This is a genomic window from Oceanibaculum sp., assembly GCF_022449305.1.
In the GTDB taxonomy this organism is placed as follows: domain Bacteria; phylum Pseudomonadota; class Alphaproteobacteria; order Oceanibaculales; family Oceanibaculaceae; genus Oceanibaculum; species Oceanibaculum indicum.
On the sequence record NZ_JAKUSO010000029.1, the window covers coordinates 1 to 26,109 of the forward strand.

A 26,109-nucleotide genomic window follows, 5' to 3' on the forward strand; every position below is an offset into this window, starting at 1 on the left:
TCGATCCCCGGATCATCGGCGAGGAGCACTACAACACCGCCCGCGATGTGCAGCGCATCCTGCAGACCTACAAGTCACTGCAGGACATCATCGCCATTCTGGGCATGGACGAGCTGTCGGAAGACGACAAGCTGGTCGTCGCCCGCGCCCGCAAGATCCAGCGCTTCCTGTCGCAGCCCTTCCATGTCGCCGAAGTGTTCACCGGCACGCCGGGCACGCTGGTCAGCCTGGAAGACACCATCAAGGCCTTCAAGGGCATCTGCGCCGGCGAGTATGACGACCTGCCCGAGCAGGCCTTCTACATGGTCGGCACCATCGACGAGGCCATTGCGAAGGCGAAGAAGATGGCGGCGGAGGTGGCCTAACGGCCACCCCCCGCTTTCCTGAATCGCACCCGCTGACGGGAGAAGGCTGACAAATGGCCGAAACCACGAACTTCGAGCTGGTCTCGCCGGAAAAGCTGCTGGTTTCGCAGCCGGTGGAGATGGTTGTGGTGCCGGGCGCCGAGGGGTATTTCGGTGTCCTGCCGCGCCATGCCCCCTTCATCTCGACCCTGATTCCCGGCGTCATCCAGATTTATGGGGGTGGCCAGGTGAAGGAACGCATATTCGTCGCCGGCGGCTTCGCCGAGGTGACGGAGGATCGCTGCACGGTTCTGGCCGAGGTGGCGATGCCGATGGGCGAGATCGACCGTGCCGCCATCGAGCAGACCCTGAAGAACCTCGCCGAGGACCTTCAGGAGGCCAAGAGCGACGCCGAGAAGGCCGCCGTGCAGGACAAGATCGCGGTGGAACAGGCCAAGCTGCGTGCCCTGGATACCGGGAGCTGATCCAGCTTCGGCCTGCGCCGGAAGACAATCAGGCGGGACCCTTTTCGGGTCCCGCTTTTTTTTGTCCCCTGCGGCAGGCTGTCACGGAACATTGCCAGCCCCTGCAACATTTACGTAATATGGCGGTAATTTCGCGCTACCCCTTTGATCTTGTTCCCAGCTTCCTTAAATAGGAGGCACCGATACGGTGGGATGCACGCCACGAAGAAGGGGGAGCGTCTGATTTCGTCTCGAACGGGAAAGGACGCGGCAAGCCGATGAAGCATTGGAGCCTGGACGATATCGACTGGGGCCGTTTCGAGCCCGGCAAGATCGATTCGGAAATCGTGCCGGTCGTGAAGGCGGCCAGCATGGTCGAGTTCAATGGCGGGGTTTACGCCGACTATCTGTGCAACGTGTTCCACGATGATCCGGCCTTCCAGGAAGCCGCACGCAACTGGGCGGTCGAGGAAGTCCAGCATGGCGAAGCCCTGCGCCGCTGGGCGGAGATGGCTGACCCTGCCTTCGATTTCGATGCCGCCTTCAAGCGCTTCGCCGACACGATCACCCTGCCAATGGATATCGACCGCTCGGTGCGCGGCTCGCTGTCGGGTGAGCTGGTGGCGCGCTGCGTGGTCGAGATCGGCACCAGCTCCTATTACAGCGCGCTTGCCGAATCGACCGACGAGCCAGTGCTGAAGGAAATCTGCCAGCGCATCGCCGCCGACGAGCTGCGCCATTACAAGCTGTTCTACCAGCATCTGAAGCGCTACCAGGACATCGAAAAGCTGGGTGTGCTGAAGCGGCTGCGGGTGGCGCTGGGCCGCGTCGCCGAGAGCGAGGATGACGAGCTGGCCTTCGCCTATTACGCCGCCAACGACAATGGCCAAGGCGGCCCCTATGACCGCGATTTTTGCTGCCAGGCCTATCAGCAGCGTGCGTTGCGCTTCTACCGCCCGCAGCATGTGGAGCGCGGCATGGCGATGCTGTTCAAGGCCATCGGGCTGAAGCCGCACGGCATGCTGAACCGCGTGGTGAACCGCATCGCCTGGTGGATGCTGACCCGCAAGGCCGGCCGCATGGAAGCTGCCCGCGCCGCCTGATCACTCCCGCCTCATTGGCCCCGGCATATCAGCCCCGCCGCATACGCCTCTGGAGCATTCTCCGTTCAGGCGGCATGCTGTCCCCAAGCGGCATTCAGCCGCCAGATAACAGGAACGGGGATAAAGATGCCGGAGATCAAGACGCAGTTCCTCATGGACATGCACCTGCAGGTCGAGATGCCGATGACCCTGCTGGGCGACACGCAATATGGCGAGCGCCGCATCGCCAAGGTGCTGGGCGGCACCTTCGAGGGGCCGCGCCTCAAGGGCAAAGTGCATCCGGGTGGGGGCGACTGGATTCTGAACCGCATCGACGGGGTGACCCAGCTCGACGTCCGCCTGACCATGGAAACCCATGATGGCGCGCTGATCTACATGATCTATCGCGGCCTGCGGCACGGCCCGGCCGACGTGATGGCGAAGCTGAATGCCGGCCAACCGGTCGATCCCAGCCTGATCTATTTCCGCACCACGCCCTATTTCGAGACCGCCAAGGACGGCCCCTATGCCTGGCTGAACCGGTCCTGCTTCGTCTCGCTCGGTCGCCGCGAGCCGACCGGCCCGATCTACCAGGTCTTCGAGGTGCTGTAGGCCAGCTCTGCCCCCTCACCCAGCTCCGGCTAGAAAATATGTACAAGGCACAGGGTGAATCACTCTGCGGTGCCACTCATCCAGCCGTCATTCCCGGGCTTGTCCCGGGAATCCAGGGGTCAGCCCACTCGACCGACATCCAGCAAGCGGAGGCCTGGACCCCCGCAATAAATGCGGGGGTGACGGTCTGGGATATTGAGGACGAGTAGGGGGAAAACACAAGTCGCCTTACGTTTCGAGACGCGGCCCGCCAATTCTAGACTTGTCACCCCCGGGCTTGACCCGGGGGTCCAGGGGCCACCTACTGAAACGGTCCAGGCAAGGCACCGCCCCTGGATTGCCGGGTCAAGCCCGGCAATGACAAACAAAAGCCCTATCGCCTCGGCAGGCCGAGCACCTGCTGGGCGATGATCGTGCGCTGGATTTCGTTGGTGCCGCCATAGATCGTCGGCGGGCGCGCCTTGTAGAAGCTGGCCAGCACGTCGATTTCGCTGTTGCCGATGCCGACCTCGCCATTGATCGCGGCGAACTGACCGGCAGTTTCCCCCACCAGGTCGGCGATGCGCTGGAAGGTCTCGCTGGCCCAGATCTTCAGGTAGGAGACGTCCTGCCCCAGCTGCTCGCCACGCACGACGATGCCGGTGAAGTGGTTGTAGGCGTCGGTCAGATGCGCGACATCCAGCTTCAGCGCGACGTATTTCTCGCGGAACACCGGGTCGTCCCACACGCCCTGCGCCTGCGCCACGCGCTCCAGCACGGTCAGGCCGTACTCCGGCATCTTCGGGCTGCCGATATGGATGCGCTCGAAGCCCAGCAGCGACTTGGCGACGGTCCAGCCCTTGTTCAGCTCGCCCACCAGATTGCTGACCGGCGTGCGCGCCTCATCCAGGAACACCTCGCAGAATTCCTCATGCCCGGCGATGTCGCGGATCGGCCGCACGGTCACGCCCTTCTGCGCCATGTCCAGCAGCATGAAGCTGATGCCTTCCTGCTTCTTGGCGTCCGGGTCGGTGCGCACCAGCACGAACATGTGCGTGGCGTCCTGCGCCAGCGTGGTCCAGATCTTCTGGCCGGTGATGACGAACTCGTCGCCATCGCGCACCGCCTTCGTCTTCAGGCTGGCAAGGTCGGAACCGCTGCCCGGCTCGGAATAGCCCTGGCACCAGATCGCCTTGCAGGCCAGCACGTCCGGCAGGTACTTCCGGCGCTGTTCCTCCGTGCCCCACTTCATCAGCACCGGCCCCAGCATCAGCGTACCGTGATCCTGATAGCGCGCGATGCCCCAGCGCTCCGCCTCCTCCTGGAAGATCAGCAGCTTCTGCACCGACAGACCCATGCCGCCATAGTCAGCCGGCCAGTTGGGCGCGATCCACCCCTTCTCCGCCATGCGCAGATACCAGCTGCCATTCTCCGACCAGCGCAGCCGGCGCGGCGGATAGCGCAGATGCGCGGGATAATGGGTCTCGAACTCGGTGCGCACGATGCGCCGGAATTCCGCGTCTGACAGCGCGTTCCAGTCCTGCTCTTGCTTGACGCCATACCGGAAGCTCATGGTCAGGCTCCTTCGCTCATATCGCCGAAGCGGTTGCGGTGCCAGGCGGCATTGCCCAGCGTCGCCGCCAGCCGCACCGTGCGGTTCATATAGAGGCCGAGGTCATATTCGTCGGTGAAGCCGATGGCGCCATGCAGCTGGATCGCCTGGGTGCCGATCAGCATCGCCGCCTGCGCGGCCCGCGCCTTGGCGCTTGAGGCCGCCAGCGACAGCGCCTTGCCGGTTGCGCCCTGCTCCGCCTTCTGCACGGCGGCGTCGGTGGCGTGGCGCGCCAGCTCCTGCTGGATGAACAGATCAACGGATCGATGCTGCAACGCCTGGAAGCTGCCGATGGCGGCGCCGAACTGCTGGCGGGTCTTCAGATACTCCAGTGTCATCTCCAGCGAGCGCTGCATCAGGCCACACAGCTCCGCGCATTGCGCGATGACCGCAAGATCCAGCGCCTGCCGCAGTGCCGTGCGCGCGGCTTCGCCGGATAGCAGTACGGCATCCGCCGGCACCTTCACTTCCGACAGGCTGAGGCGCGCGCTCGCCACGCCATCCGGCCCAGGCTCCAGCACGCGGCCGGCGGCGGCCTTCGCAGCATCGACCCGCACCAGCATGGGGCCGCTCTCCGCCTTCGCCAGCACCAGATAGGCATCCGCGAGGGCCGGCACGACGAAACGGCACTGGCCGGACAGCATGACATCCCCGCCCTGCATCCGGGCGGTGATTTCCGCCTGTTCCGGATCGAGGGAGCCGCCGGCCGGCTGCCAGGCCAGGGAGACCAGATGGTCACCTGACAGCACGGCCGGCATCAGACCCTGCTTCTGGGCCTGATTGGAGGATTGCGAGAGCAGATACGGCGTCAGCAACCCGGCCATCACATAGGGCTCCGGCGCGCAGGCCGCGCCCAGCCGTTCCGCCACGGCGGCAGCAGCAGCCATGCCGAGGCCGAGGCCGCCCTGCTCCTCCGGCACCAGGATGGAGAGCCAGCCCTGCTCGCCCATGGCACGCCAGAGGGTACGGTCGAAATCCGGCTCCGCGCCTCGAAGGCTGCGGATGCGCTTGCCGTCGAACGGCACTGTTCCGCTGACGGAATCGCGCAGCAGGCTGATCGTCTCGCTGTTGTCGCTGGTCATCTGGGTCACCGCATTCATGTGTTTGCCCCGGCGATTGCCGCCGCCTCCTTCATCGCAACCGGCTTGTCGGACAGCAGCAGGCCGGCAATGCGTTCCTCCGCCGCCCCGGCCTGCAGCGCGAACGGGTCGCCCGCCCCCAGCTTGTGATCCAGTACCAGCCGGGAGAGCAGCAGCCGGCGCGCATCGCCGCGCCGCGCATGCACGCGCGATGCCTCCCACGCCAGCGTGACGGAGCTGGCGACGTGATAGAGCGTGCTGGTCGCGCGCCGGGAGTCGGCCTCGTGCTCGTCGCGGGAGGCAACGTCGCGGGCGAAGGCAATCGCCCTGTCCACCAGCCCCTTCAGCCGGTCGCGATAGGCGTCGGGCACGCCCTCCATCTCGCCGATACGATGGTGCAGATCGTCCGCCATGGCGCTTTCCGCCCCGTGCCGTCCGACGGCGCGGCGCAGCGCATCCAGCGCGATGATGTTGCCAGTCCCCTCCCAGATCGACCCCAGATGCGCGTCGCGCAGCAGGCGCGGGGTGACGAATTCCTCGACATAGCCGATGCCGCCGCGCATCTCCATCGCGTCGCCGCACAGCTTGCGGGCATCGCGGGTCGAGCGGTATTTCAATACCGGCGTGAGGATGCGCAGCAGCGCCGCCGCTTCCTGGCTGCCGCCCTGTTCCGCCCGGTCCAGCGCATCCGCGGTGACGAAGCACAGCGACAGCGCCTGTTCCAGCGGCAGCATCAGCTTCAGCAGCTGCCGGCGCGCCAGCGGGTGCTCCGCGATCAGCTTGCCGAACACCACGCGGTTATGGGCGACGGTCATCGAATCATGCAGCGCCCGGCGCATCAGCGCGGTGGATTTCACGCCGTTAGACAGGCGCGACCAGTTCACCATCTCCGCCATCTGCACGAAGCCGCGGTCAAGCTGCCCGACATGATAGGCGACAGCGCCTTCCAGCTTGATCTCGCCGGACGCCATGGAGCGGGTGCCCAGCTTGTCCTTCAGCCGCACGATCCGGTACTGGTTCGGGCTGCCATCGTCGAGAAAGCGCGTCATCAGGAACAGGCCGACGCCGCGCGTACCCTCGCCCGCCCCTTCCGGCCGGGCCAGCAGCATCGCGACTTTCGCGTCGGCGTTGGAGCAGAACCATTTGTCGCCATAGAGCCGCCAGTGATCGCCCTCCGGCACGGCGCGGGTGGTCAGCTTGCCGACGTCGGAGCCGCCTTCCTTCTCCGTCATGAATTGCGAGCCCTGGGTCAGCCGCGCCATGTCCGTGGTGGTCAGCCCGTCCAGATAGCGCGCCTTCAGATCGTCGCTGCCATAACGGTCCAGCAGCATGGCGGCACCGTCGGTCACGTTGATCGGGCAGCCCATGCCGAATTCGGACTGGTTGAACAGATAGGTGAAGGCATGCTTCGCCGCCGCCGGATAGCGGCCCTTCCAGCCGAGAATGCCGTCACGGTGCGACATCGCATGGATGCCGTAGCGGCCGAAGGCGGCCTCCTCCAGTTCGCGGTAGGCCGGATGATATTCGATGCTCTGTATATCGCGGCCGAAGCGGTCGCGCTGGTGCAGGATCGGCGTGTGCCGGTCGGCCAGCCGCCCGCATTCGTCCAGCCTGCCGCCAACCTCCGCCCCCAGCGCCGCCAGGTGCGGCTCGATATGGGCGCGGATATCGGCGGGCAGATGAATGTCCAGCAGGTCGGACAGCGACGGATCGGCCGTATAGAAGTTCATGCCCGTCGTGTCCGGCGCGATGGCGCCGGTGGAAGCGGTCTTGCCGTTCATCGGATTACCCTCCCTTCGGTCAGCCTCTTGCCGAGCAATGCGGCGATGATGGATGCCCCCGCGAGCAGCAGCCCCATCAGGTCGGTCATCAGCTCCGGCACGAACAGCATCAGCCCGCCGGCGCCGATGCCGGCACGCGCCCAGACCGGCAGCCGGCCCAGCCGCCACAGATAGCCCTCGAACGCTGCCGACAGCAGGATCACCGCCGCGGTCGCGGTCGCCGCCGACTGCAGGACGAGGGCAACCTCCCCCTTCAGGATCAGCGCCGGCTGCAGCACGAACAGCACCGGCAGCAGCAGCAGCAGGCAGCCGATGCGCAGCGCCTTGAAGCCGACCTTCATCGCATCGGCCTTGGCGATGGAGGCTGCGGCAATAGCGGCCAGCGCCACCGGCGGGGTGATGAAGGACACCATGCCCCAGTAGAAGATGTAGAGATGCGCCGCCATCGGATCGATGCCGACCTGCACCAGCGCCGGCGCCAGCACGATGGCAAGGAAGATGTAACAGGCCGAGGCTGTCATCCCCATGCCGAGGATGAAGCTGGTGATTGCGCCCGCCGCTAGCAGCAGGGCAAGGTTGCCGCCAGCATACTGCACCAGCTCACGCGAGAAGGAATTGGCGACGCCGGTGATCGACATGGCGCCGATGATCAGGCCGATGCCGGCAATCAGGCAGACCAGCTGCGAAACCGCCTGCCCGGTATCGACGACCAGCCGGCAGAAGGCACGGAGGTCGAAGCCGATGGCCTTGCGGCGCAGGATCGCGACAGCCAGCAGGAACAGCGAGATCCAGAACGGCGCCTCACCCTCCATGCGCCACATCAGCAGCAGCAGGGTCAGGCCAACCAGCGCCAGGATATAGTACCAGCCCTCCTTCAGCGTCCCCAGCAGGCGCGGCACCTGGTCACCGGTCAGGCCGACCAGCCCCTTGCGCGCTGCATAGAGGTCGGTCTGCAGCATCAGCGCCAGATAGAACAGGATGGCCGGCAGGAAGGCCGCCGTCACGACCTCGGCATAGGGCACGTTCAGGAAGCTGGCCATGATGAAGGCGGCCGCCCCCATCACCGGCGGCATCAGGCAGCCGCCGGTGGAGGCGCAGGCCTCGACAGCGCCGGCATAGGCCGGGTCATAACCGCTGCGCTTCATCGTCGGGATGGTCAGCGTGCCGGTGGTCAGCACATTCGAGGTCGGGCTGCCCGACAGCATGCCGAACAGGCCGGACGAGACGATGGCGACCTTGGCCGGGCCACCGCGCGTGCGGCCCATCAGGGCGGACGCGAAATCCATGAAGAAGCTGCTGCCGCCGGTATTCGCCAGCACAACACCAAACACGATGAAGCCGATCAGCGTATCGGAGACCACCTGCATCGGGATGCCGATGATGCTCTCCAGCCCATAGACATGCTCGGTGACCGTCTGCGCGAGGTCGAGCTGCACGCCCCACAGGAAGCCCGGCATGGAGCCGGCATAGAGCGGATAGGCGGCAAAGACGATGCAGAACACGAACAGGATGAACTCGCCGGTGCGGCGCAGCGCCTCCAGCGCCAGCAGCACGTAGAGGCCGGCGATCAAAGTCGCCTCCAGCGGCGCCTCCAGGTTCCAGCCGCGGTCGATGATCTGCTGCGCCCGGCTGGCGAGCCAGACCGAGCTGCCGAGCCAGGCCGCCGTCAGCAGCCAGTCGTACCAGCGCACCCGCAGCTCGCCCTTGCGCGCCGGGAAGGCGAGGAATCCCAGCCCGCCGAACAGGCCGATGATCAAATAGTAATAGCCCGTGCTGACCGGGCGGAACCCACCCAGCCCCAGATTGAACATCTGGTTGACGGTGATGAACAGCGCCACCGCCGTCATCGCGAAGGCCACCCAGAAGGCAGCACCCGTCAGCCGTTTGGAGCGGGCCTCCGGGTCGGCGGGGAGAGCATCGGTCTCGGTACTCATACTGGCAGCCCTGGAAAAGAGGGAAAGCCTGCCGGGAACCGTCAGATTCCCGGCAGGTCTCAGCGCGTCAGAGCGACTTCAGGACATCCGCCCGGATCGGGTACCAGATCTTCTGCAGCGCCTCCGGATCGGCGGACTTGGCGGCGGAATCCTTCGCCATCATGTCGGCCCAGGCAGCCTGCAGCTTGGCATGCCGGTTCAGCGACGCGTCCTGCCAGGTCTGATGCTCCGGCTTCCAGATGCCAGCTTCCTTCAGATACTTGATGGCGCCGTCATGGAAGGCGGCATCCATCGGCGGCGTGCCAGCCTTGGCGGCCTCCCAGCGCGCCATGACGGGGCTGGCATCCTTGTAGCCATCGAAGGTCTCGGCGACCGCCCTGGTCATGGCATAGACCTCGTCCACGCTGGCGTCGGCGGAAACGGTGATCATCGGATAGCGGTAGCCCATCATCCATACCGGATTGTCCTTCGACAGGCCGGCGCCGATGGTCTCCTGGAACGGCTCGACGAACGGCACCGCCTTCTGCGCGCGTGCCCAGCCTTCCTTGTTAGAGGGGTCGAGCGCCACCCAGCCGATACCGTTCGGGCTGGCCTCCAGCTCGCGCAGCGTAGCCGCCGCCGGGGCAACGCCGGCGCAATCGGCCTTGCCCTCGATCAGCCCCTTCATGGTCGCGCCATAGCTGGGGAACTCGATCAGCTCGACATCGTCCCAGGTCAGGCCGGCGAAGGCCAGGATCGGCTCTACCTTGATATTGACCGAGCTGTTGGCGCGCGCGATGGCGAAGCGCTTGCCCTTCAGATCCTTCGGTTCCTTGATGCCGCTGACCTTGGTGGCGACGACCGAGAAGGCGTTGGTGCGGCCCATCAGGGTACGCAGATTCTGCGGCCCCCAGTCGGCTGCGCAATATTCGTGCAGCCCCTCGACCGAGAAGAACAGCTCGTTCGCCAGCCAGGCATGCGAGACGCGCCCGTCGGTCAGCGGCTTCACCCGTCCGATGGCGCTGCCCGAAGGCTGCAACCGGACACGGGAACCGAATTTCTTGCCAAAGGCATCGGCGATGGCCGAGGCCTCCACATAGCCGGTGGAGCCAACGTCATAGGTGCTCCAGATCATCGTCGAGGCCAGGTTCGGCAGGGCGGTCTGGGCGCTGGCAGCGCGGATGATGGCGGGAGTGCCCAGCATGCCGGCGGCGGCAAGGCCGGCGGTGCCTTTCAGGTAGGTACGGCGGGTGATACGCATCTCGGTTTCCTCCTCTTTTGATGACGACCGCGTTGGTCGCGGTTTCTCGTCGGTGGTTGGCGTTACGGGGTCATACAGGGTCCCAGGAAAACACGTCGGGGCTGCGATCGAGCGGCAGCAGCGAAGCCTTCAGCGCCGGCATGCCGTGCTCGGCAATCAGGTCCGGCGTCCAGCCCTCGGACCGATGAATGGAGCGGATCGGCCGGCTCTGGCTCATCAGGAAAATCTCGTTCATGCGCGCGGCGAAGACCTGGCCCGACACATGCGACGCTGCGTCGGAAGCGAGATAGACCGCCAGCGGCGCGTTCTTGTCCGGCGTCATCTGCTGCAGCTTGGCGACTCGGGCCTTCTGCTCCGGCGTATCGGCCGGGATGGAGCTGGTCATGCGGCTCCAGGCGAAGGGCGCGATGCAGTTGGAGCGGACGTTGTAGCGCGCCATGTCGAGCGCAATGGACTTGGACAGCGCGGTGATGCCCAGCTTTGCCGCCGAATAGTTCGCCTGGCCAAAATTGCCGACAAGGCCGGAGGTGCTGGTCATGTGGACGTAGGCACCGCTCTCCTGCTTGCGGAAATGCTCGGCGGCCGCGCGGCTGATGAAGAAGCTGCCGTTCAGATGCACGTTGATGACCGCCAGCCAGTCCTCCGGCGACATCTTGTGGAAGATCACGTCGCGCAGGATGCCGGCATTGTTCACCACGATGTCGATGCGCCCGAAGGCGTCCAGCGCGGCCTCGACGCTGCGCTTGGCCGAGGCCCATTCGGACACGCTCTCGGTGCTGATGGCGGCGCGGCCGCCGCGCTGCTCGATGATCTGCTTGGTCTGCTCGGCCGGCGTGCCGGAGCCGCCCTCGCCGGTCAGCGAGACGCCGATATCGTTGATCAGGATGTCGGCCCCGGCGGTCGCCATGGCGACGGCGATCTCTCGGCCGATGCCGCCGCCCGCCCCGGTCACCAGCGCCACCTTGCCGGCCAGCATGTTGGAAGTCTGCATGGTCTTTTCCTCGTTCTCTCTTCGCTCAGCGGCCGGCAAAGCGCGGCGCGCGTTTCTCCAGGAAGGCATTCCGGCCTTCCGCATGATCCTCGGTGGTCATCAGGGCGGCCTGGGCCTCGCGCTCCCAGTCGAGCGCCTCGTCCAGCCCACGCCAGAGATATTGCCGGGTCAGCTGCTGTGGCAGCGGTGCCGCGGCGGCCAGCAGCCGGGCGCGCTCCAGCGCCACCGCCAGCACGCCGCCATCGGGGGCGAGCCGGTCCACCAGGCCGGTGGCCAGCGCTTCCTTCGCCTCCATCGCCTCGCCATAGAGCAACATCTGCCGCGCGCGCCCCTCGCCGATGCGGCGCGGCAGCGTGTGCAGAAGGCCAAGGTCCGCGATAAGCCCGACCTTGCCGAAGGGCGCCGAAAATTTTGCGTCCTCGCCCGCCACAACGCTGTCGCACAGCAGCGCCAGCGACAGGCCGGCACCGGCGGCCCAGCCCTCCACGGCGGCGACGCTGGGCTTGGAACAGCGCACCAGCAGCCGCACCATCTCATGCGTCATGCGGAAACGTTCGCGCCCGTCATTGAGGCTTCCGCTGCCCTGCCCGGCGATATCGCCACCGGCGCAGAAATGCCCGCCCGTGCCGGTCAGCACCAGCGCGCGGACATCCTTGTCGCCGTCCAGCCGGCGCAGCGCCTCGGTCAGCTTCAGCCGCATCTCCAACGACAGCGCATTGCGCCGGGCCGGATTGTCGAGCGTCAGGATGGCGATGTCGCCGTCGCGGCTCTCGCGCAGCACCTGTGCTGTTTCCTCAGCCATGAATCACCGCCTTGCCGTTATTCACCACCACCACGTCGCGTTCCAGCAGGCGGGCGCGGAAGGCGCCATCGCGCCAGATTTCCGTGCGGATGGTCTCGCCCGGATAGACCGGCGAGGAGAAGCGCAGGTCGAGCGACTTCAGAGCCGCCGCATCGTAGCCCGCCAGCGCGCGGATCAGCGCGTGGGTGACCACGCCCAGCGTACACAGCCCGTGCAGGATCGGCCGGGGAAAGCCCGCCTTCGCCGCGATGGACGGGCTGGCATGCAGCGGATTGTCATCGCCATTCAGCCGGTAATAGAGCGCCTGTTCCGGCCTTGTCGGCAGATCGACCACCATATCCGGCTCGCCCTCCGGCACCGGATGCGGCGGCTTCACCGGCCCGGACGGACCGCCGAACCCGCCATCGCCGCGCAGGAAGGTGGTGGAGCGGGTGGTGGCGTAGAGCGTGCCGTCGGCGCCGCGCACCTCTTTCTCGGAATAGAGCAGCGCGCCTTTGCCCTCGCCCTTGTCGACGATGCCGGTGACTCGGGTGGTGCCGATGATCGCGCCCTCGACCGGCAGTGGCTTGTGGATCTCGATGCCCTGTTCGCCATGCACCACGCGCACGGCATCGACGCCGGTCTCCGGGTTGCGCAGCCAGAAGCCCGGATGGCCCAGCACCACCGCCATCGACGGCATGGCCTTCATCTCCCGGTGATGGTCCACGAAGTCGAGCTGGCGCTCGTCCATCGGGTCCATGCCCAGGCCGACGGACAGCGCATAGAACACGCTGTCCCGCTTGGTCAGATGCTGGCGGACTTCCGGGATCGGGAAGTTCAGCAGCTTCTCGTACTCAATGGCCATCGCCGCCCCCTATCTCGATGACGGCATCGACCGCGTAGGCACCCTCGCCCTCCGGCAGCACGATCACCGGGTTGAGGTCCACCGATTGCAGCGTGTCACCCGCCTGATGGGCCATGACCGACAGGCGCGACAGCATCTCCGCCAGTGCCGTCACATCGGCCTTGGGCCGGCCACGCGCGCCCTGCAGCAGGGAGACGCCCTTCAGCGAGCCGATCATCTCCGCCGCCACATCCACGCCGAACGGACAGCGGCGGAAGGCGACATCCTTGACGATCTCGACGAACACGCCGCCGAGGCCGACCATCGCCACTGGCCCGAACACCGGGTCGCGATGGATGCCGAGGATGCATTCGACGCCGCCCTTCAGCTGCTTGGCCACCAGCACGCCCTCGACACGGGCCTTCGGCGCATGCTGCTTCGCGCGCTCGATCAACGTGGCGTAGCCGGCCTTCACGGCGGCCTCGTCACCCACGTCCAGCAGCACGCCGCCGATCTCCGTCTTGTGCAGAATGTCCGGCGAGACGATCTTCATGACCACCGGATAGCCGAAGCCGGCGGCGGCCTTTGCGGCCTCCTCCGGCGTGGTGCAGACCTGCTCCGGCGCTGCCTTGATGCCGGCCTCGCCCAGCAGCCGCTTGGCCTCCGCCTCGGTCGGCGTGGTTGCCGGCAGGGAGATGGCCGGCACGGAAGGGGGCTTCTGCCCCGGCTTGCGGGCGAAACCCTTGCCGAACCTGCCCATCGCATCGATGGCGACGACGGCGCGGGTCGGGTCCTCGAACACGCTGAAGCCGTCGCCCTCATATTCCGCGATGCGGTCGCGCCCGGCCACGACGGACAGCACATAGAGCCGGTCCGGGTGCTTGTCCTTCAGCAGGCGCAGCTGCTCCCGAAGGCGCGGCGACAGCGTCGGCGAGCCCGCCGTATAGGTCAGGAACCCCAGGATCGAGGTGTAGCCGCCCTCGGCCACCACCGCCTCGGAGAACTGGCCCATCAGCGACAGGTCGTTCAGCACCTGCGCGGTGCAGTCCACCGGATTGCGCGGGGCGGCATAGGGCAGGATCGCCTTCAGCCGCTTCTGCGCGTCTTCCGGCATTTCCGGCATGGCGAGGCCCAGCTCCTCCGCCGCGTCGGAAACGACGACGCCGGCCCCGCCGCTGACGGTGATGACGCCCAGCGTGTTGTTCACCGGATAGATGCGCCGCGTCGCCAGCTGCGCGATATCCAGCATCTGGTCGGTGGTGTGCGCCTGCACCGCGCCGAATTCCGCCAGCACGGCGCTGGTCACCGTGTCGTCGCCAGCGATGGAGGCGGTGTGCGACTTGGCCGCCGCGCCGCCCAGCGCGCTGCGCCCGACCTTCATGACGACCACCGGCTTGCGCGCCTGCCGGGCGGCCTCCAGAGCCGCCACGAAGCTGTCGCCGCGGTTGATGCCCTCGGCATAGACGGCGATCACGTCGATGCCGTCATCGGTGACCATATGGCCGATGGCGTCACCCAGCGTCACATCGCCCTCATTGCCGGTCATCACGCCGGCAGCGATACCGAGGCCACGCGCCCGCATGACGCTGACCAGATGGCCGCAATAGGCGCCCGACTGGCTGGCGATGCCGATGCGCCCGACCGACGGCATGCCACCTTCGAACACCGAGGTGAAGCTGCCGTAGAAGCCGCTGCGCAAATCGAACAGGCCCAGCGTGTTCGGCCCCAGCACGCGCATGCCATGCGCGTTGGCGGCTGCGATCATGCGGTCCTGCTCGGCCGCTCCATCCTCGTCCATTTCGGCAAAGCCGGAGCTGAAGACGATGGCGCCCGCCGTGCCGCGCGCGGCCAGCTGCTGCACCGTCTCCGTCACCAGCTTCGCCGGCACGGCGACGATGGCGACGTCCGGCGTCTCCGGCAGGTCGCCGACCGAGGCATAGGCGGTCAGCCCCTGCACCTCCGGCCGGTTCGGATTGACCGGCAGGATGGTGCCCTTGTAGCCGCCCGTCAGCATGGACGCGATGGGTCGCCCGCCGATCCGGCTGGCATCGCCGGACGCCCCGATGATGGCGACCGAGCGCGGCGCGAACAGGCGCGACAGCCGGTCGCTCACAGCGCCGCCTCCGAGCCCAACAGAGCCGTCACCTGGCTGGACAGCACGCCGCCATTGCCGTGGCAGATCGCGACATCGCACTTGTCGAGCTGGCGTTCGCCGGCCTGGCCACGGATTTGCGTCACCGCCTCCAGGATCAGGAACAGCCCGTACATGCCCGGATGCACGCAGGACAGGCCGCCGCCGCTGGTGTTCACCGCCAGCGAGCCGCCGGGCGCGATATTGCCATCCTGCACGAAGCGGCCGCCCTCGCCCTTCGGACAGAATCCGAGGTCCTCCAGGAACAGCAGCGTGGTTATGGTGAAGGCGTCATAGAGCATGACGAGGTCGCAGTCGGACGGCTTCAGCCCCGCCATCTCGAAGGCACGCGGGCCGCTTTCCGCCGCGACGGTGCGCGTCAGGTCGGCCATCTGGGTGATGGAGCGGTGCGAATGCGCGCCGCCGACGCCCAGCACATAGGCCGGCTTGTGCTTCAGATCCTTCGCCCGGTCGGCGCGGACCATGACGCAGGCCGCCCCGCCATCGGTGACCAGACAGCAATCGCGCGTGGTCAGCGGGTCGCTGATCATGCGGGCGTTCAGCACATCCTCGCGGGTCAGCGGGCCGCGCGCGAAGGCGTTCGGGTTCTTGTTCGCCCATTGCCGCGCGGAGACGGCGATATCGGCCAGCATTTCCCTCGTGGTGCCGTATTCATGCATGTGGCGCTGCGCCGCCAGCGCATAGGCAGTCACCGGATGGCGCGGCTTGAACGGTGCTTCGAGCCATTGCGGCTCGCTCATCGAGACGAGACGGCCGCCAGCGGTGCGCTGGTTGGAGCCATAGCAGATCAGCACCGCGTTACAGATGCCGGCTTCCAGCGCCAGCGCGGCCTGCAGCAGATGCATCTCGAAGGACGACCCGCCGATATTGGTGCCGTCGAAGAAGGCCGGTTTGATGCCCAGATATTCCGCAACCGACAGGGTCGGGAAGGCGTGCGTGCTGGTCGCCGCGCACAGCCCGTCGATATCTTTCAGCTCCAGCCCGGCATCCTTCACGGCGGCGATGGCCGCCTCGCCCAGCAGCTCGATAGCGCTGCGGCCGGGCGCTTCGCCCCAGCCGACCCCGCCGACCCCGACTATGGCCGTGCGGCCGCGCACATTCATGTTGCTCATGCCGCACCTCCCTTTTCCGCGAGGTCGAACACGATGACCTTCTCGCCCTCCAGCTCCGTGATCCGCGCCTTCACCCGCGTGCCGATGGGGGCGGTTTCCACCCCCTCGATGCGGGTCATCAGGCGCGGCCCTTCGTCGAGCTGCACCAGCGCGATGTTGAAGCTGCTGTCACGGCCCCGGTTGACGGTGATGGAATAGATCGTGCCGAGGCCCGACGCCTCGACCCATTCCAGGTCCATGGCACCGGTGCCGGGGGCGGCGACGCGCGGATAGAATACGTGCTGGCCGGTGGAGGCGCTGCGCTGGATCATGAAGCGGCCCTCGTCCAGAAAGGCGCGGTACTGCGCTTCGGGGCCGGGGCCTTGGCTCTGTGTGGGGATCATGCGTTTCCTCTGTCTCGCTTGGCGTCGCAATACACGGGACGGCGCCGGCAGCGCGGAGCGGGAAACGGCGGGATTTCAAAATTCGAACGACATTCACATTTCTGCAAAAGAGAATGTCCGTTCCGTCATCCGCCTTCCGGAGGGCAAAGCCGCCAGAAGCCTGACAAAACATATTCAAATTACTGAAATACCTTTATTTTATCCTCCCGCATCGCGCCTGTGGCGTCTCGTTGGGAAGCCATGGTACATTCTGTATTCAGAATTGCAATCGGAGTGTTGAATGGCTGATACGGCAGAAAAGCATAAGGATGTCGGCGCGGTCGTGCATGCGCTGCGCATCCTGCAGCATCTGGCGGATGCAACGGGCCCGCTGGGCGTCGCCGCCGTGGCGCGCGAGACCGGCATCAGCCCCAGCACCTGCTTCAGCATCCTGCGGACCATGGCGCGGGCGCGCTTCGTCAGCTTCCACGAGACCGACAAGACCTACACGCTGGGCCTCGCCGTGGCGGAGCTGGCGACCGGGCTGATCGGCACCAGCTATCTGGACCTGATCCGCCCGGAGATCGAGCGGCTGGCGCTGAACCACAACATGCTGATCGCGCTGTGGCGGGTGACCGAGGACGGCCACATCGTCGTCATCGACCGGGCCTATGGCGAGCATGTGGTGCGCGTCGACATGCGGGTGGGATCGCGCCTGCCCTTCCTGATCGGCGCGGTCGGGCGCTGCGTCGCGGCGCATCTGGCCCTGCCCCCGGCGGAGCTGCGGCGGCGCTTCACCACCCTGCGCTGGCAGAACCCGCCCAGCTATGAGCAGTACGAGGCGGAGGTGGCGGAGGCCGGCAAGCGCGGCTGGACCAAGGATGTGGGCTATCTCTATCGCGGCATCACCACGGTGGCGAGTGCCGTGGTGGACCAGGCCGGCACGCCGCGCTTCGGCATCAGCGGCATCGCCATCCAGGGCCAGCAGACGCCGGAGCAGATCGACCGGCTGGGCGAGGAACTGCGCGATGTGGCCAGCTATCTGAGCCGGGCGCTGTTCCCGCAGCGCCAGCCGGCGCTGGCCGCTATAGCGTCCTAAGAGGGGCGTCCTAAGCCGGCTGTAGCCCTTCCAGCCGGGCGGCGGTGGCGCGCAGGCAGGCAAGCGCCTCGGCCTCCAGCCTGTCCAGGATCGCGCCCGCCGGCTCCAGCCGGTCGCACCAGGCCGCGGCCGGGCCGAGCGACAGCACGCCCTTGCTCCAGTCGCCGGTCTCGTAGGCCACCTTCTGGATCGGTCCGCCGACCAGCGGCCCCAACACCGCATAATCGTTCTGCCCGTCAGCTTCCAGCCGGGCGACCTCGGCGGCCGTCTCATTGGCGAGGCAGCGGTAGGTGTTCTTGAGCGACCGCAGCACGGTCGTCGAGCAGGTCTCGTCCAGCCCGACCAGATGCTGCTTGTAGAGCGGATGCGCCCAGATCTCGTCGGCCACCAACATGCGGCTGCCGAGCAGCACGCCATCCGCGCCCATCGCCAGCGCGGCGGCGATCTGCCGGCCCGAACCGATGCCGCCGCCGACCACCACCGGCACATCCAACGTCTCCAGCGCGCGGGCGGCCAGCAGCATGGCGGGGATATCGCCCATGCCGGGATGGCCGCCGCATTCCGCGCCGATCAGCGCCACCGCATCGACGCCGGCAGAGACCGCCTTGGCGGCATGGCGCACGGTCGTAGCCTTGTGCAGCACGACACAGCCGGCATCCTTCAGGCGCAGCAGCAGCGCCTCCGGGCTGTAGCCCGCCGTCTCGATGCAGCGCACCCCCTCCTCGACCACCACATCGACATAGGCCTTCATCTTCTCGTTCTCCGCCGGCCGGGCGGAGATATAGAGGTTCCCGCCAAACGGCCTGCCGCCGGTCATCTCCCGGCAGCGCCGCACGGCATCGCGGAAGGCATCGGCATCGGGGTAGGAGCGCGGGGTGATGAAGCCCATCGCGCCCGCATTCACCACGCCCGCGACATATTCCGCCGTCGCCAGCCACATCAGCCCGCCGCACAGGATCGGCTTCTCGATGCCGAACAGCTCGGTCAGCCGGGTCGGCAGCTTGGGTGAGGACGGGGTGGGCATGGGCGGTTCCTCCGGTTCATTTTGCGCCTCAGCAAAGGCGGCACCGGCGAGGTTGTCAACTGCGGGCGCTTGGCTGCCCCCTCCCTTACTCCGTTCTTCACCTCGCCGTTCTCCGACCGTCACCCATACCCAGACCGTCACCCCCGCATTTATTGCGGGGGTCCAGGGTTCAGCCTACTCAGGCCGCGCCAAAGCAAGCCGAGGTCTGGATTCCCGGGACAAGCCCGGGAATGACGGTCAGAGAGAACCGTAAGGCCATCATGCAAACCCCCAGCGCCATGCCAAGAAACAGCACCTGCTTGTCAAAGCACCGGAACCGGCAGTAGCGTCACGGTTGAAAAAGCGGAAGCGCACAACAAACAGCCCCGCACAGAAGAAACAGGGAGAGGACACGCGGCATGAAGGGCATCGTCTTTCTGGGCGACCGGCGGCTGGAGCTGCGCGACTTCCCCGACCCCACGCCCGGCCCCGGCGAGGTGGTGCTGGAGATCAGGGCATCCGGCATATGCGGCAGCGACCTGAAATTCTACCGCACGCCGGGCGGGGCGAAGGCGCTGGGCTTCAAAATGCAGGACGGGCCGATCATCGGCGGGCACGAGCCCTGCGGCGTGGTCGTCGCCATCGGCCCCGGTGTCTCGGAAAAGCAGGCCCGCATCGGCATGCGCGTCATGCAGCACCATTATCGCGGCTGCGGCGTGTGCCCGCACTGCTCGACCGGCTGGATGCAGCTCTGCGTCGAGGGCGTGGCGGAGGTCTATGGCGTCACCGGCCATGGCGCGCACGCGACCTACATGAAATGCCCGGCACGCACGCTGGTCGAGCTGCCGGACGAACTCTCCTTCGCCACCGGGGCGGCGATCTCCTGCGGCACCGGCACCGCCTGGGGCGCCCTGCAACGGCTGGGGCTACAGGGCGACCACACCATCGCGATCTTCGGACAGGGGCCGGTGGGCCTGTCGGCGACACAGCTCGCCAGCGCGCTGGGGGCGCGGGTCATTGCGCTGGACACCAGCCCGGAGCGCCTGGCCCGCGCGCTGGAGTTCGGCGCCGATGCAGTGCTGAACCCGGCCGAACTGGCAAATGGCAAGGGGGATGTTGTCGGCGCCATCCGCGAGCTGACGCATGGCCTCGGCGCGAACCTGTCGCTCGATGCCTCGTCGGCGCCGGCCGCCCGCGCGCAGGCGGTGAAATGCGTGCGGACCTGGGGCAAGGCCTGCTTCGTCGGCGAGGGCGGCGAGGTGACGCTCGATGTCAGCAACGACCTGCTGCGCCGGCAGGTGACGCTGATCGGCTCCTGGACCTTCTCGACCATCGGCCAGGCCGACTGCGCCCGTTTCATCGCCGACCGCGGGATCGACGTGGACGCGCTGTTCACCCACCGCTGGCGCCTCGACGAGGCCGAGCCCGCCTACCGCCTGTTCGACAGCCAGACCACCGGCAAGGGCGTGTTTTTAATGTGAGGGGGGAACATAATCTTGGCCCGCGATTGATAAAAATATTGTAGGCAATCTGGATTAACCGTTGTTACGATCATAAAAATACAATTGACGACCGGAAGCGCAATAGGAAGCCGCTTGAAATCGGAAGGCTCAACTGTAGTGATATAGCACTAAATTCCATACCGTCGCCGAACCGAAGTTAAGCTAAAATTTCTTCTGCCTGATTTCTCGCTATTGCGCAGACTAACCTCTAGAAAAAAAGCACACTGGGCTATCGTAGCATTCAAGGTTAATTTCTATATTCTCAATATTAGAAAATAGCCTTTTTTGGAGAAACATTGAATGCAGAATAATAGACGGCAGTTTTATATTTTTGATTTGGAATTAGCGGCGCGAAAGGCAGGCGCGACTATACCAACGATGAACGAAATTGTCCCCATTCTACTGAAAATGAAGAATGCTGGTCGGACTTATCCGGTTAGATCGAATACAGCGACGATGTTGATCGGCGATATGGCCGAGGACGCAGCCCAACAGTTCATCACTTTGTTAGTCCGCATGTCAGACACAACCACACCGAACAGCGTATATTCCGACCCTGCCGCTGGTCGATTCGACGAACATGTGAAGGTTGGCACCGTTGGCTCGGATTTCGGGTGTCACGTCTTAATTTCAACGGCACCGGAGCAAAACCAACCGAATATCTACACTTGCGCCATTGAGCGTGTTCCTGGCCTTCCGTTCGATTTAGTCCGCCGCCTTCTTTCGAAGTTTCTGAACTTCGAATATCACGACGATGCCACATTTTTTTCTTACCTTCATCCGGCAGGCGGCCTAGACGCAAACAACGAGCCGCGCCGAGATAGATGCTGCCCACATGTTGAATTGCGGGGCCGCCCGTCTGACACACTCATCAACGATATAAACGCCGGCCGTATTTCCAGCATGTCGCTAATCAAGGCCGAACAGGTAACGCCAATAGCGGGGGCACCGTATCTCACAAAGTCGGAATCGGAACTAAAGCTTGGCATTGATCATAATAACCTTCCGGCAAACTTGTGGGCTTCGCTTCGTCAAGCAATTCGACAAAACGCTCAGACATATAATACGGCGCAAATTAAGTATCGTGTTCCAAACTCAAAACGAACGGTGACTGTTAAAATTGATGCGGCAACAGGAGCGCCATTAACAGAAATGTATGTTTTATCGTTTGAATTAAACAATATATATCCATTTTTGGCGCAATCTGCTATGCAGATTGTTCCGCATTTGCACGACTTGGCCGTACCACAATTTTTGGCCCATCGGACAATCTAAGGTGCTGAAACAGCTAATATATGAACTTAGCCGAGGTTTCGCTTATCGCCGTATTTCGCACGGAGAAATGCAAACCTATACGAGATGGCTTCCGCTAACACTTACAGTGATAGCGATAGGTATCTATTTGATTTTGCCGGTGAAACCCGCGCTAATCGGTGACAAAGGGTTGGCGTCCAACCTATTGACGCTCGTTTCGACGCTGCCCGGTTTCTACTTCGCTGGTCTTGCGGCGGTCGCTACGTTCGGCAACACGACTATGGACCACGAAATGCCGGCACCAGCGCCAGAAGTCGATATGCGCGTTGCGGGAAAGACTGCGACGGTCAAGCTAACGCGGCGGTTGTTCCTGTCATACTTGTTTTCCTATCTTGTCATCCTATCGTTCGGCCTATGCTTTTCTCTAGTCACTATTAATGCGTTGTCAGGCTCTATTGAAGCTTTGCAAGAATATATTGTTTGCAGCACTGGCATGACTTGGCCATGGTTCGTATTCAAAGCCTTAGTCGGTATCCCATTGACGTTCGCGTTCGCTTCGATGGTCGTTACGACACTACATGGCGTGTTCTTTCTTACCGAAAAAATACACCAGCCGTAACAATGAACGTCGAAGGGTTCGAATTTTCATTCGTCGCCGACATTCAGCCGGCGCGATCATTGGACGGGGCAATTGCTGCTCTGTTACCGCAATCGCGATACGCCAATGTGCGCGGCGATCCGCTTAACCGCTACGGCTCGGGGCCATTCTGCAAATTCACCATCCCGAAGACCTACAAGCAAAGTGGCGTATATCTTGTCATGGCCGGCGATAACCTGAAATATGTTGGCGAATGCTCAAATCTTTCTGCCCGGTTCAACTCGGGATACGGCATCATTTCGCCCAAGAATTGCTTTAAGGGCGGGCAGGAAACTAACTGCCGAATAAACAACCTGATTTATACGACGGTGAGCGACGGCGAAATGTTAGAGTTATGGTTCCATTCCTCGTCGAATCATAAAGCGATAGAAGCAATTTTACGTAAAAATATTAACGCCACATGGAATAAATATTAAAACTCCCTTCTTAGTATTGAGCGAACACACGCATCACACATTCCATCAACAGACAGCTTTTTTTGGGGAAAACTTAGCATCCGAACGTCTGCCCTCTCTCCCCTCGCCCCTTGGCGGCGGGGCGAAAGCCTCCTAACCTGTCCGGATTGCTGACCAAGAAACGCTCCGGAGGATGCCCCCTATGTCCTATACGCTGCATGAGTTCGCGGCCGATATCCGCGCGGCGCTGACCGCCGATCCCGGTCCTGCGGGTCAGGAGAAGGTGCGCCTTCTGACCGAGAAGGCCCTGCGCGACGAGGATTTCATGACCGCCTGCTTCGGCGTGCCGGCCCCCAAGGAACGCGAGGTGCTGTACGAGGATGCCGATCTGGGCTTCGCCATCTGCCGCCATGTCTATACCGGCGCCAAGGATTCCGGCCCGCACGATCACGGCCCCACCTGGGCGATCTACGGCCAGGCCGAGGGCGAGACCGACATGACCGACTGGCGCATCGTCACCCCGCCCTCCGGCGGCAAGCCAGGCCGGGTGGAGAAGACGCGCACCTATCGGCTGACGCCGGGCGTGGCGCATCTCTATCTCGCCGGCGACGTGCATGCGCCCTACCGCGCCGGCCCCACCAAGCTGATCCGCATCGAGGGCAAGAACACCGACAAGATCAGTCGCACGCCCCTCGAAGCGGCGGCGTGAGGGTTTTTGTTCTTCGTCATGGTCGGACCACCCTTGGACTTGATCCGAGGGGCCGACCATCCAGCGAACGGCACCGCCTCTCTGGACCCTCGGGTCAAGCCCGAGGGTGACGACAGTAAATATGCGGGCGTCTCGAAGCATAAGGCGGCGGGCTGGATATTCCCCCTCACCCAGCTGCGGCTAGGGTCGTTCCTCGCCAAGCCTCCGCAACCCTCTCCCGCCAGGGGAGAGGGAAAGAATGGGTGGTTTTGAACCCTCTCCCCTCGCGGGAGAGGGTGGTGAGCGATAGCGAACCGGGTGAGGGGGCATAACTCCCCCCTGAAAATCCACGCATAATCGTGGTGCCGGGGTTGCGATCTGGCGCGGCGGTCCAATATTAGGGGCCGCCGAGCGGTCCCGCCCGGCCCTTTTCCGGCGACCTGTCGCCGGTTTTCGCGCGCCCGCCCACAACCCGGTCCTGATACCCCATGCTTCTCGATTTCGGAATGGTTGCCGCCGGCCTCCTCCTGTTGTTCCTGGGCGGCGAGGGGCTGGTGCGCGGCAGCGTCGCCATCGCCACGCGGCTCGGCATCTCCAAGCTGGTGGTCGGCATGGTGATCGTCGGCTTCGGCACCTCGGCACCGGAGCTGGTGGTGTCGCTGCAGGCGGCCCTGGCCGGCTCCCCCGATATCGCGCTGGGCAATGTGGTCGGCTCCAACATCGCCAACATCCTGCTGATCCTGGGCATCGCCGCTTTGCTCTCGCCGCTCGGCAACAGCGATGGCGGCATAAAGCGCGAGGCGCTGGTCATGCTGCTGGCCGCGACCGCGCTGGTCGCCGCGCTGTGGTATGGCGAGATCACGCGCCTCATCGGCTTCGCCCTGCTGGCCGGCCTGGCGCTGCATCTGGCGCTGGCCTTCCTGAAGGAGCGCAAGTCGCGCGCCGATATCGCGGAAGGGTCGGCCTACGAGCATGAGGCGGACGAGGTTTCCGACGTTCCGCTGAAGCTGCCGATTGCAATCATCGCCACGCTGGCCGGGCTGGGGCTGCTGGTGGTCGGCGCGGAGCTGATGGTCGAGGGTGCCACCGCGATTGCCCGCGACTTCGGCGTGTCGGAGGCGGTGATCGGCCTGACCATCGTTGCCGTCGGCACCTCCCTGCCGGAGCTGGCGACCGCCATCGTCGCCGCCATCCGCCGCCATTCCGACGTGGTGCTGGCCAATATCGTCGGCTCCAACATCTTCAACGTGCTGGCGATCCTGGGCATCACCGCCACCATCGCGCCGATCGGCGTCAGCGAGCGCTTCCTGCTGATCGACGGGCCGATCATGCTGGCCATCACGCTGCTGGCCTTCCTGGTGCTGCTGCGCGCCCGCACCGTTGGCCGGGTGATCGGCAGCGGCTTCCTGATGCTCTATATCGGCTATATCGGCATGCTCGGCTATATGGGGTAAGCTGGCCGGCGTTTTTGCGGCTCCACTTTTCCGGCGTGATCGTTACCATACGAACAATCCCTCAGAATGAGGGTTCAATGGGAGGCCCGCCCGGCCCCCCGTCCAAGACAGGACATGACCGACGATGAGCCTGCCGCCCGAACGTCCCTGGCCCGAACGCTCCTGGACCGAGCCGACGGACGATTCCATCGTCGCCGCCGCCGGTTCCATCCTGGCCGCGCGGGAGGAAGTGCCGGCGTCGGATGTCCAAGCGATCAGCGAGTGCGTCGTGCGCATCGCCTGGGTGCCCGGTTCGGCGTCGGTCAGCGACGAAAAGCTGGCCTTCCTGCTGGATTACTGGCGCGGCCTCGGTGAGGGACAGAAGGACGGGGTGCCACTGGCCGCGCAGGTCGATGGCATCGACCTCGTGCCGGCACTGGGCAACATCATGCTGCTGGATGTGGAGCGCGAGGGGTTCGACGCGCGCTACCGGCTCTACGGCACCAAGGTCGCCAGCAAGGCCGGGCGCGACTGGACCGGCTGGCTGGTCTCCGAGATGAACCGCGTCACCCGCACCCCGGCGGCCCTGCTCTACCGGGCCGGCTATCTGGCGGTCTATCGCCGGATGATGCCGCTGTTCACCGAACATAATTCCCCGCCCTGGACTTCTGCCGAGGCCTGGCGGCGGCTGATCCTGCCGCTCGCCGACGATCAGGGGCGCTGCACGCGGCTGCTGGTCGGCAATGTCGATATCGGCCACCGGCTGCTGACCGCCGAGCAGATCGAGGAACAGCAGCGCCGGCTGCGGCCCGACGACTGACAATCCAGAGAAACCAAGAGGACCATCATGCCGGAAATCCCCACCATCGCCCTGCCGGGCGGCGAACCCATGCCGGTGCTGGGTCTGGGCACCTGGGGCATGGGCGACGATGACCGCCGCGCCGGGCAGGAGGCGGACGCGCTGCGCCACGGGCTCGACCTTGGCATCCGGCTGATCGACACGGCGGAGATGTATGCCAATGGCCGTGCCGAGCAGATCACCGGCGAGGCGATGAAGGGACGGCGTGACGATGTGTTCCTGGTCAGCAAGGTACTGCCCGGCAATGCCAGCCGCGAAGGCACCATCGCCGCCTGCGAGCGCAGCCTGAAGCATCTGGGGACCGACCGGATCGACCTGTATCTGCTGCACTGGCGCGGCCCGCATCCGCTGGCGGAGACGCTGGCCGGCTTCGAGGCGCTGATGCAGGCCGGCAAGATCCGCCACTGGGGTGTCAGCAATTTCGACATGGATGATTGCCGGGAGCTTGAGAAGCTCGCCCCCGGAAAGGTGGCGACCAACCAGGTGCTCTACAATCTGATGCGCCGCGGCATCGAATATGACCTGCTGCCCTGGTCGCGCGAGCGCGGCGTGCCGGTCATGGCCTATTCGCCCATCGAGCAGGGAAGGCTGCTGAAATATCCGGCGCTGGGCAAGGTGGCCGAACGCTATGGCGCCACGCCGGCGCAGATCGCCCTGTCCTGGCTGCTGCGCCAGCCGGGCATCGTCGCCATCCCGAAGGCCGCGCGCACCGCGCATGTGGAGGAGAATCTGGCGGCGCTGGACATCCGGCTGGACAGCGAGGACCTGGCCATTCTCGACCGGGCCTTTCCGCCCCCCGCCAGCGCCCGACCGCTGGAGATGCTCTGACACGCACAGATTGCACGGGAT

Annotated in this window: 23 protein-coding genes and 1 pseudogene; 12 read left to right on the forward strand and 12 right to left on the reverse strand. The window is 65.1% G+C overall.

What is annotated here, in order from left to right; all coding sequences use genetic code 11:
- The 4 genes and pseudogenes from MK313_RS10325 to MK313_RS10340 all read left to right on the forward strand — a co-directional run.
- Window positions 1-365 (forward strand): annotated as a pseudogene (locus tag MK313_RS10325) (F0F1 ATP synthase subunit beta); the annotation flags it as partial.
- 53 nt (window positions 366-418) lie between these two features.
- Window positions 419-829 (forward strand): F0F1 ATP synthase subunit epsilon, encoded by a 411-nt coding sequence (locus MK313_RS10330; RefSeq protein ID WP_287781366.1) that lies wholly within the window; start codon window positions 419-421, stop codon window positions 827-829.
- A 257-nt stretch (window positions 830-1,086) separates the two neighbouring features.
- Window positions 1,087-1,911, forward strand: a complete 825-nt coding sequence (locus MK313_RS10335; RefSeq protein ID WP_121218748.1) for an acyl-ACP desaturase — start codon at window positions 1,087-1,089, stop codon at window positions 1,909-1,911.
- Window positions 1,912-2,037: 126 nt separating this feature from the next.
- A complete protein-coding gene (locus MK313_RS10340; protein ID WP_121218750.1) occupies window positions 2,038-2,502 on the forward strand; it encodes a DUF3237 domain-containing protein in 465 nt (154 codons plus the stop codon).
- A 373-nt stretch (window positions 2,503-2,875) separates the two neighbouring features.
- Here the strand turns inward: MK313_RS10340 and MK313_RS10345 are convergent, their stop codons facing one another.
- The 11 genes from MK313_RS10345 to MK313_RS10395 form a co-directional block, all read right to left on the reverse strand.
- Entirely contained in the window at window positions 2,876-4,054 is a 1,179-nt protein-coding gene (locus MK313_RS10345) for an acyl-CoA dehydrogenase family protein (protein WP_287781368.1), read from the reverse strand.
- A gap of 2 nt (window positions 4,055-4,056) precedes the next feature.
- Window positions 4,057-5,175, reverse strand: coding sequence for an acyl-CoA dehydrogenase family protein (locus MK313_RS10350; RefSeq protein WP_287781370.1), 1,119 nt, complete (start codon window positions 5,173-5,175; stop codon window positions 4,057-4,059).
- 14 nt (window positions 5,176-5,189) lie between these two features.
- Complete coding sequence (locus MK313_RS10355) at window positions 5,190-6,953, reverse strand: acyl-CoA dehydrogenase family protein (RefSeq protein ID WP_287781372.1); 1,764 nt, start codon at window positions 6,951-6,953, stop codon at window positions 5,190-5,192.
- Window positions 6,950-8,887, reverse strand: coding sequence for a TRAP transporter permease (locus MK313_RS10360; protein WP_287781373.1), 1,938 nt, complete (start codon window positions 8,885-8,887; stop codon window positions 6,950-6,952). Before MK313_RS10360 ends, MK313_RS10355 begins: the two co-directional genes overlap by 4 nt.
- A 67-nt stretch (window positions 8,888-8,954) precedes the next feature.
- Window positions 8,955-10,127 carry a TAXI family TRAP transporter solute-binding subunit gene (locus MK313_RS10365; protein ID WP_287781375.1) on the reverse strand — a complete coding sequence of 391 codons (1,173 nt, stop codon included), beginning with the start codon at window positions 10,125-10,127 and terminating at the stop codon, window positions 8,955-8,957.
- Window positions 10,128-10,197: 70 nt separating this feature from the next.
- Window positions 10,198-11,118: an SDR family NAD(P)-dependent oxidoreductase gene (locus MK313_RS10370; protein ID WP_287781377.1), complete on the reverse strand. Its 921-nt coding sequence runs from the start codon at window positions 11,116-11,118 to the stop codon at window positions 10,198-10,200.
- A gap of 25 nt (window positions 11,119-11,143) precedes the next feature.
- Window positions 11,144-11,920, reverse strand: coding sequence for an enoyl-CoA hydratase/isomerase family protein (locus MK313_RS10375; RefSeq protein ID WP_287781379.1), 777 nt, complete (start codon window positions 11,918-11,920; stop codon window positions 11,144-11,146).
- On the reverse strand, window positions 11,913-12,764 hold the full coding sequence (locus tag MK313_RS10380) for a MaoC/PaaZ C-terminal domain-containing protein (RefSeq protein WP_287781381.1): 852 nt from the start codon (window positions 12,762-12,764) through the stop codon (window positions 11,913-11,915). Before MK313_RS10380 ends, MK313_RS10375 begins: the two co-directional genes overlap by 8 nt.
- A complete protein-coding gene (locus tag MK313_RS10385) occupies window positions 12,754-14,856 on the reverse strand; it encodes an acetate--CoA ligase family protein (RefSeq protein ID WP_287781383.1) in 2,103 nt (700 codons plus the stop codon). The genes MK313_RS10380 and MK313_RS10385 overlap by 11 nt, the downstream gene beginning before the upstream one ends.
- The gene (locus MK313_RS10390) at window positions 14,853-16,007 is read right to left on the reverse strand and encodes a thiolase (protein WP_287781385.1); all 1,155 of its coding nucleotides are present in this window, start codon (window positions 16,005-16,007) and stop codon (window positions 14,853-14,855) included. The genes MK313_RS10385 and MK313_RS10390 overlap by 4 nt, the downstream gene beginning before the upstream one ends.
- Window positions 16,004-16,390, reverse strand: a complete 387-nt coding sequence (locus tag MK313_RS10395) for a Zn-ribbon domain-containing OB-fold protein (protein WP_287781387.1) — start codon at window positions 16,388-16,390, stop codon at window positions 16,004-16,006. The genes MK313_RS10390 and MK313_RS10395 overlap by 4 nt, the downstream gene beginning before the upstream one ends.
- A gap of 280 nt (window positions 16,391-16,670) precedes the next feature.
- Between MK313_RS10395 and MK313_RS10400 the strand changes: the two genes are divergently transcribed.
- Entirely contained in the window at window positions 16,671-17,468 is a 798-nt protein-coding gene (locus MK313_RS10400) for an IclR family transcriptional regulator (RefSeq protein WP_287781389.1), read from the forward strand.
- 10 nt (window positions 17,469-17,478) lie between these two features.
- Here the strand turns inward: MK313_RS10400 and MK313_RS10405 are convergent, their stop codons facing one another.
- Window positions 17,479-18,492 (reverse strand): NAD(P)H-dependent flavin oxidoreductase, encoded by a 1,014-nt coding sequence (locus MK313_RS10405; RefSeq protein WP_287781391.1) that lies wholly within the window; start codon window positions 18,490-18,492, stop codon window positions 17,479-17,481.
- Window positions 18,493-18,890: 398 nt separating this feature from the next.
- On the opposite strand from MK313_RS10405, the gene MK313_RS10410 reads away from it, so the two are divergent.
- The 7 genes from MK313_RS10410 (at window position 18,891) to MK313_RS10440 (ending at window position 26,088) form a co-directional block, all read left to right on the forward strand.
- A complete protein-coding gene (locus tag MK313_RS10410) occupies window positions 18,891-19,952 on the forward strand; it encodes a zinc-dependent alcohol dehydrogenase family protein (RefSeq protein WP_287781393.1) in 1,062 nt (353 codons plus the stop codon).
- 321 nt (window positions 19,953-20,273) lie between these two features.
- Window positions 20,274-21,248, forward strand: a complete 975-nt coding sequence (locus tag MK313_RS10415) for a hypothetical protein (RefSeq protein WP_287781395.1) — start codon at window positions 20,274-20,276, stop codon at window positions 21,246-21,248.
- Between the two features lie 483 nt (window positions 21,249-21,731).
- Complete coding sequence (locus MK313_RS10420) at window positions 21,732-22,301, forward strand: GIY-YIG nuclease family protein (RefSeq protein ID WP_287781397.1); 570 nt, start codon at window positions 21,732-21,734, stop codon at window positions 22,299-22,301.
- A gap of 181 nt (window positions 22,302-22,482) precedes the next feature.
- Window positions 22,483-22,989, forward strand: coding sequence for a hypothetical protein (locus MK313_RS10425; RefSeq protein WP_287781399.1), 507 nt, complete (start codon window positions 22,483-22,485; stop codon window positions 22,987-22,989).
- A gap of 467 nt (window positions 22,990-23,456) precedes the next feature.
- Window positions 23,457-24,422, forward strand: coding sequence for a calcium/sodium antiporter (locus tag MK313_RS10430; protein WP_287781401.1), 966 nt, complete (start codon window positions 23,457-23,459; stop codon window positions 24,420-24,422).
- A gap of 124 nt (window positions 24,423-24,546) precedes the next feature.
- Complete coding sequence (locus MK313_RS10435; RefSeq protein ID WP_287781403.1) at window positions 24,547-25,221, forward strand: PAS domain-containing protein; 675 nt, start codon at window positions 24,547-24,549, stop codon at window positions 25,219-25,221.
- Window positions 25,222-25,248: 27 nt separating this feature from the next.
- Window positions 25,249-26,088 carry an aldo/keto reductase gene (locus MK313_RS10440; protein WP_287781405.1) on the forward strand — a complete coding sequence of 280 codons (840 nt, stop codon included), beginning with the start codon at window positions 25,249-25,251 and terminating at the stop codon, window positions 26,086-26,088.
- The last annotated feature ends 21 nt before the right edge of the window (window positions 26,089-26,109 follow it).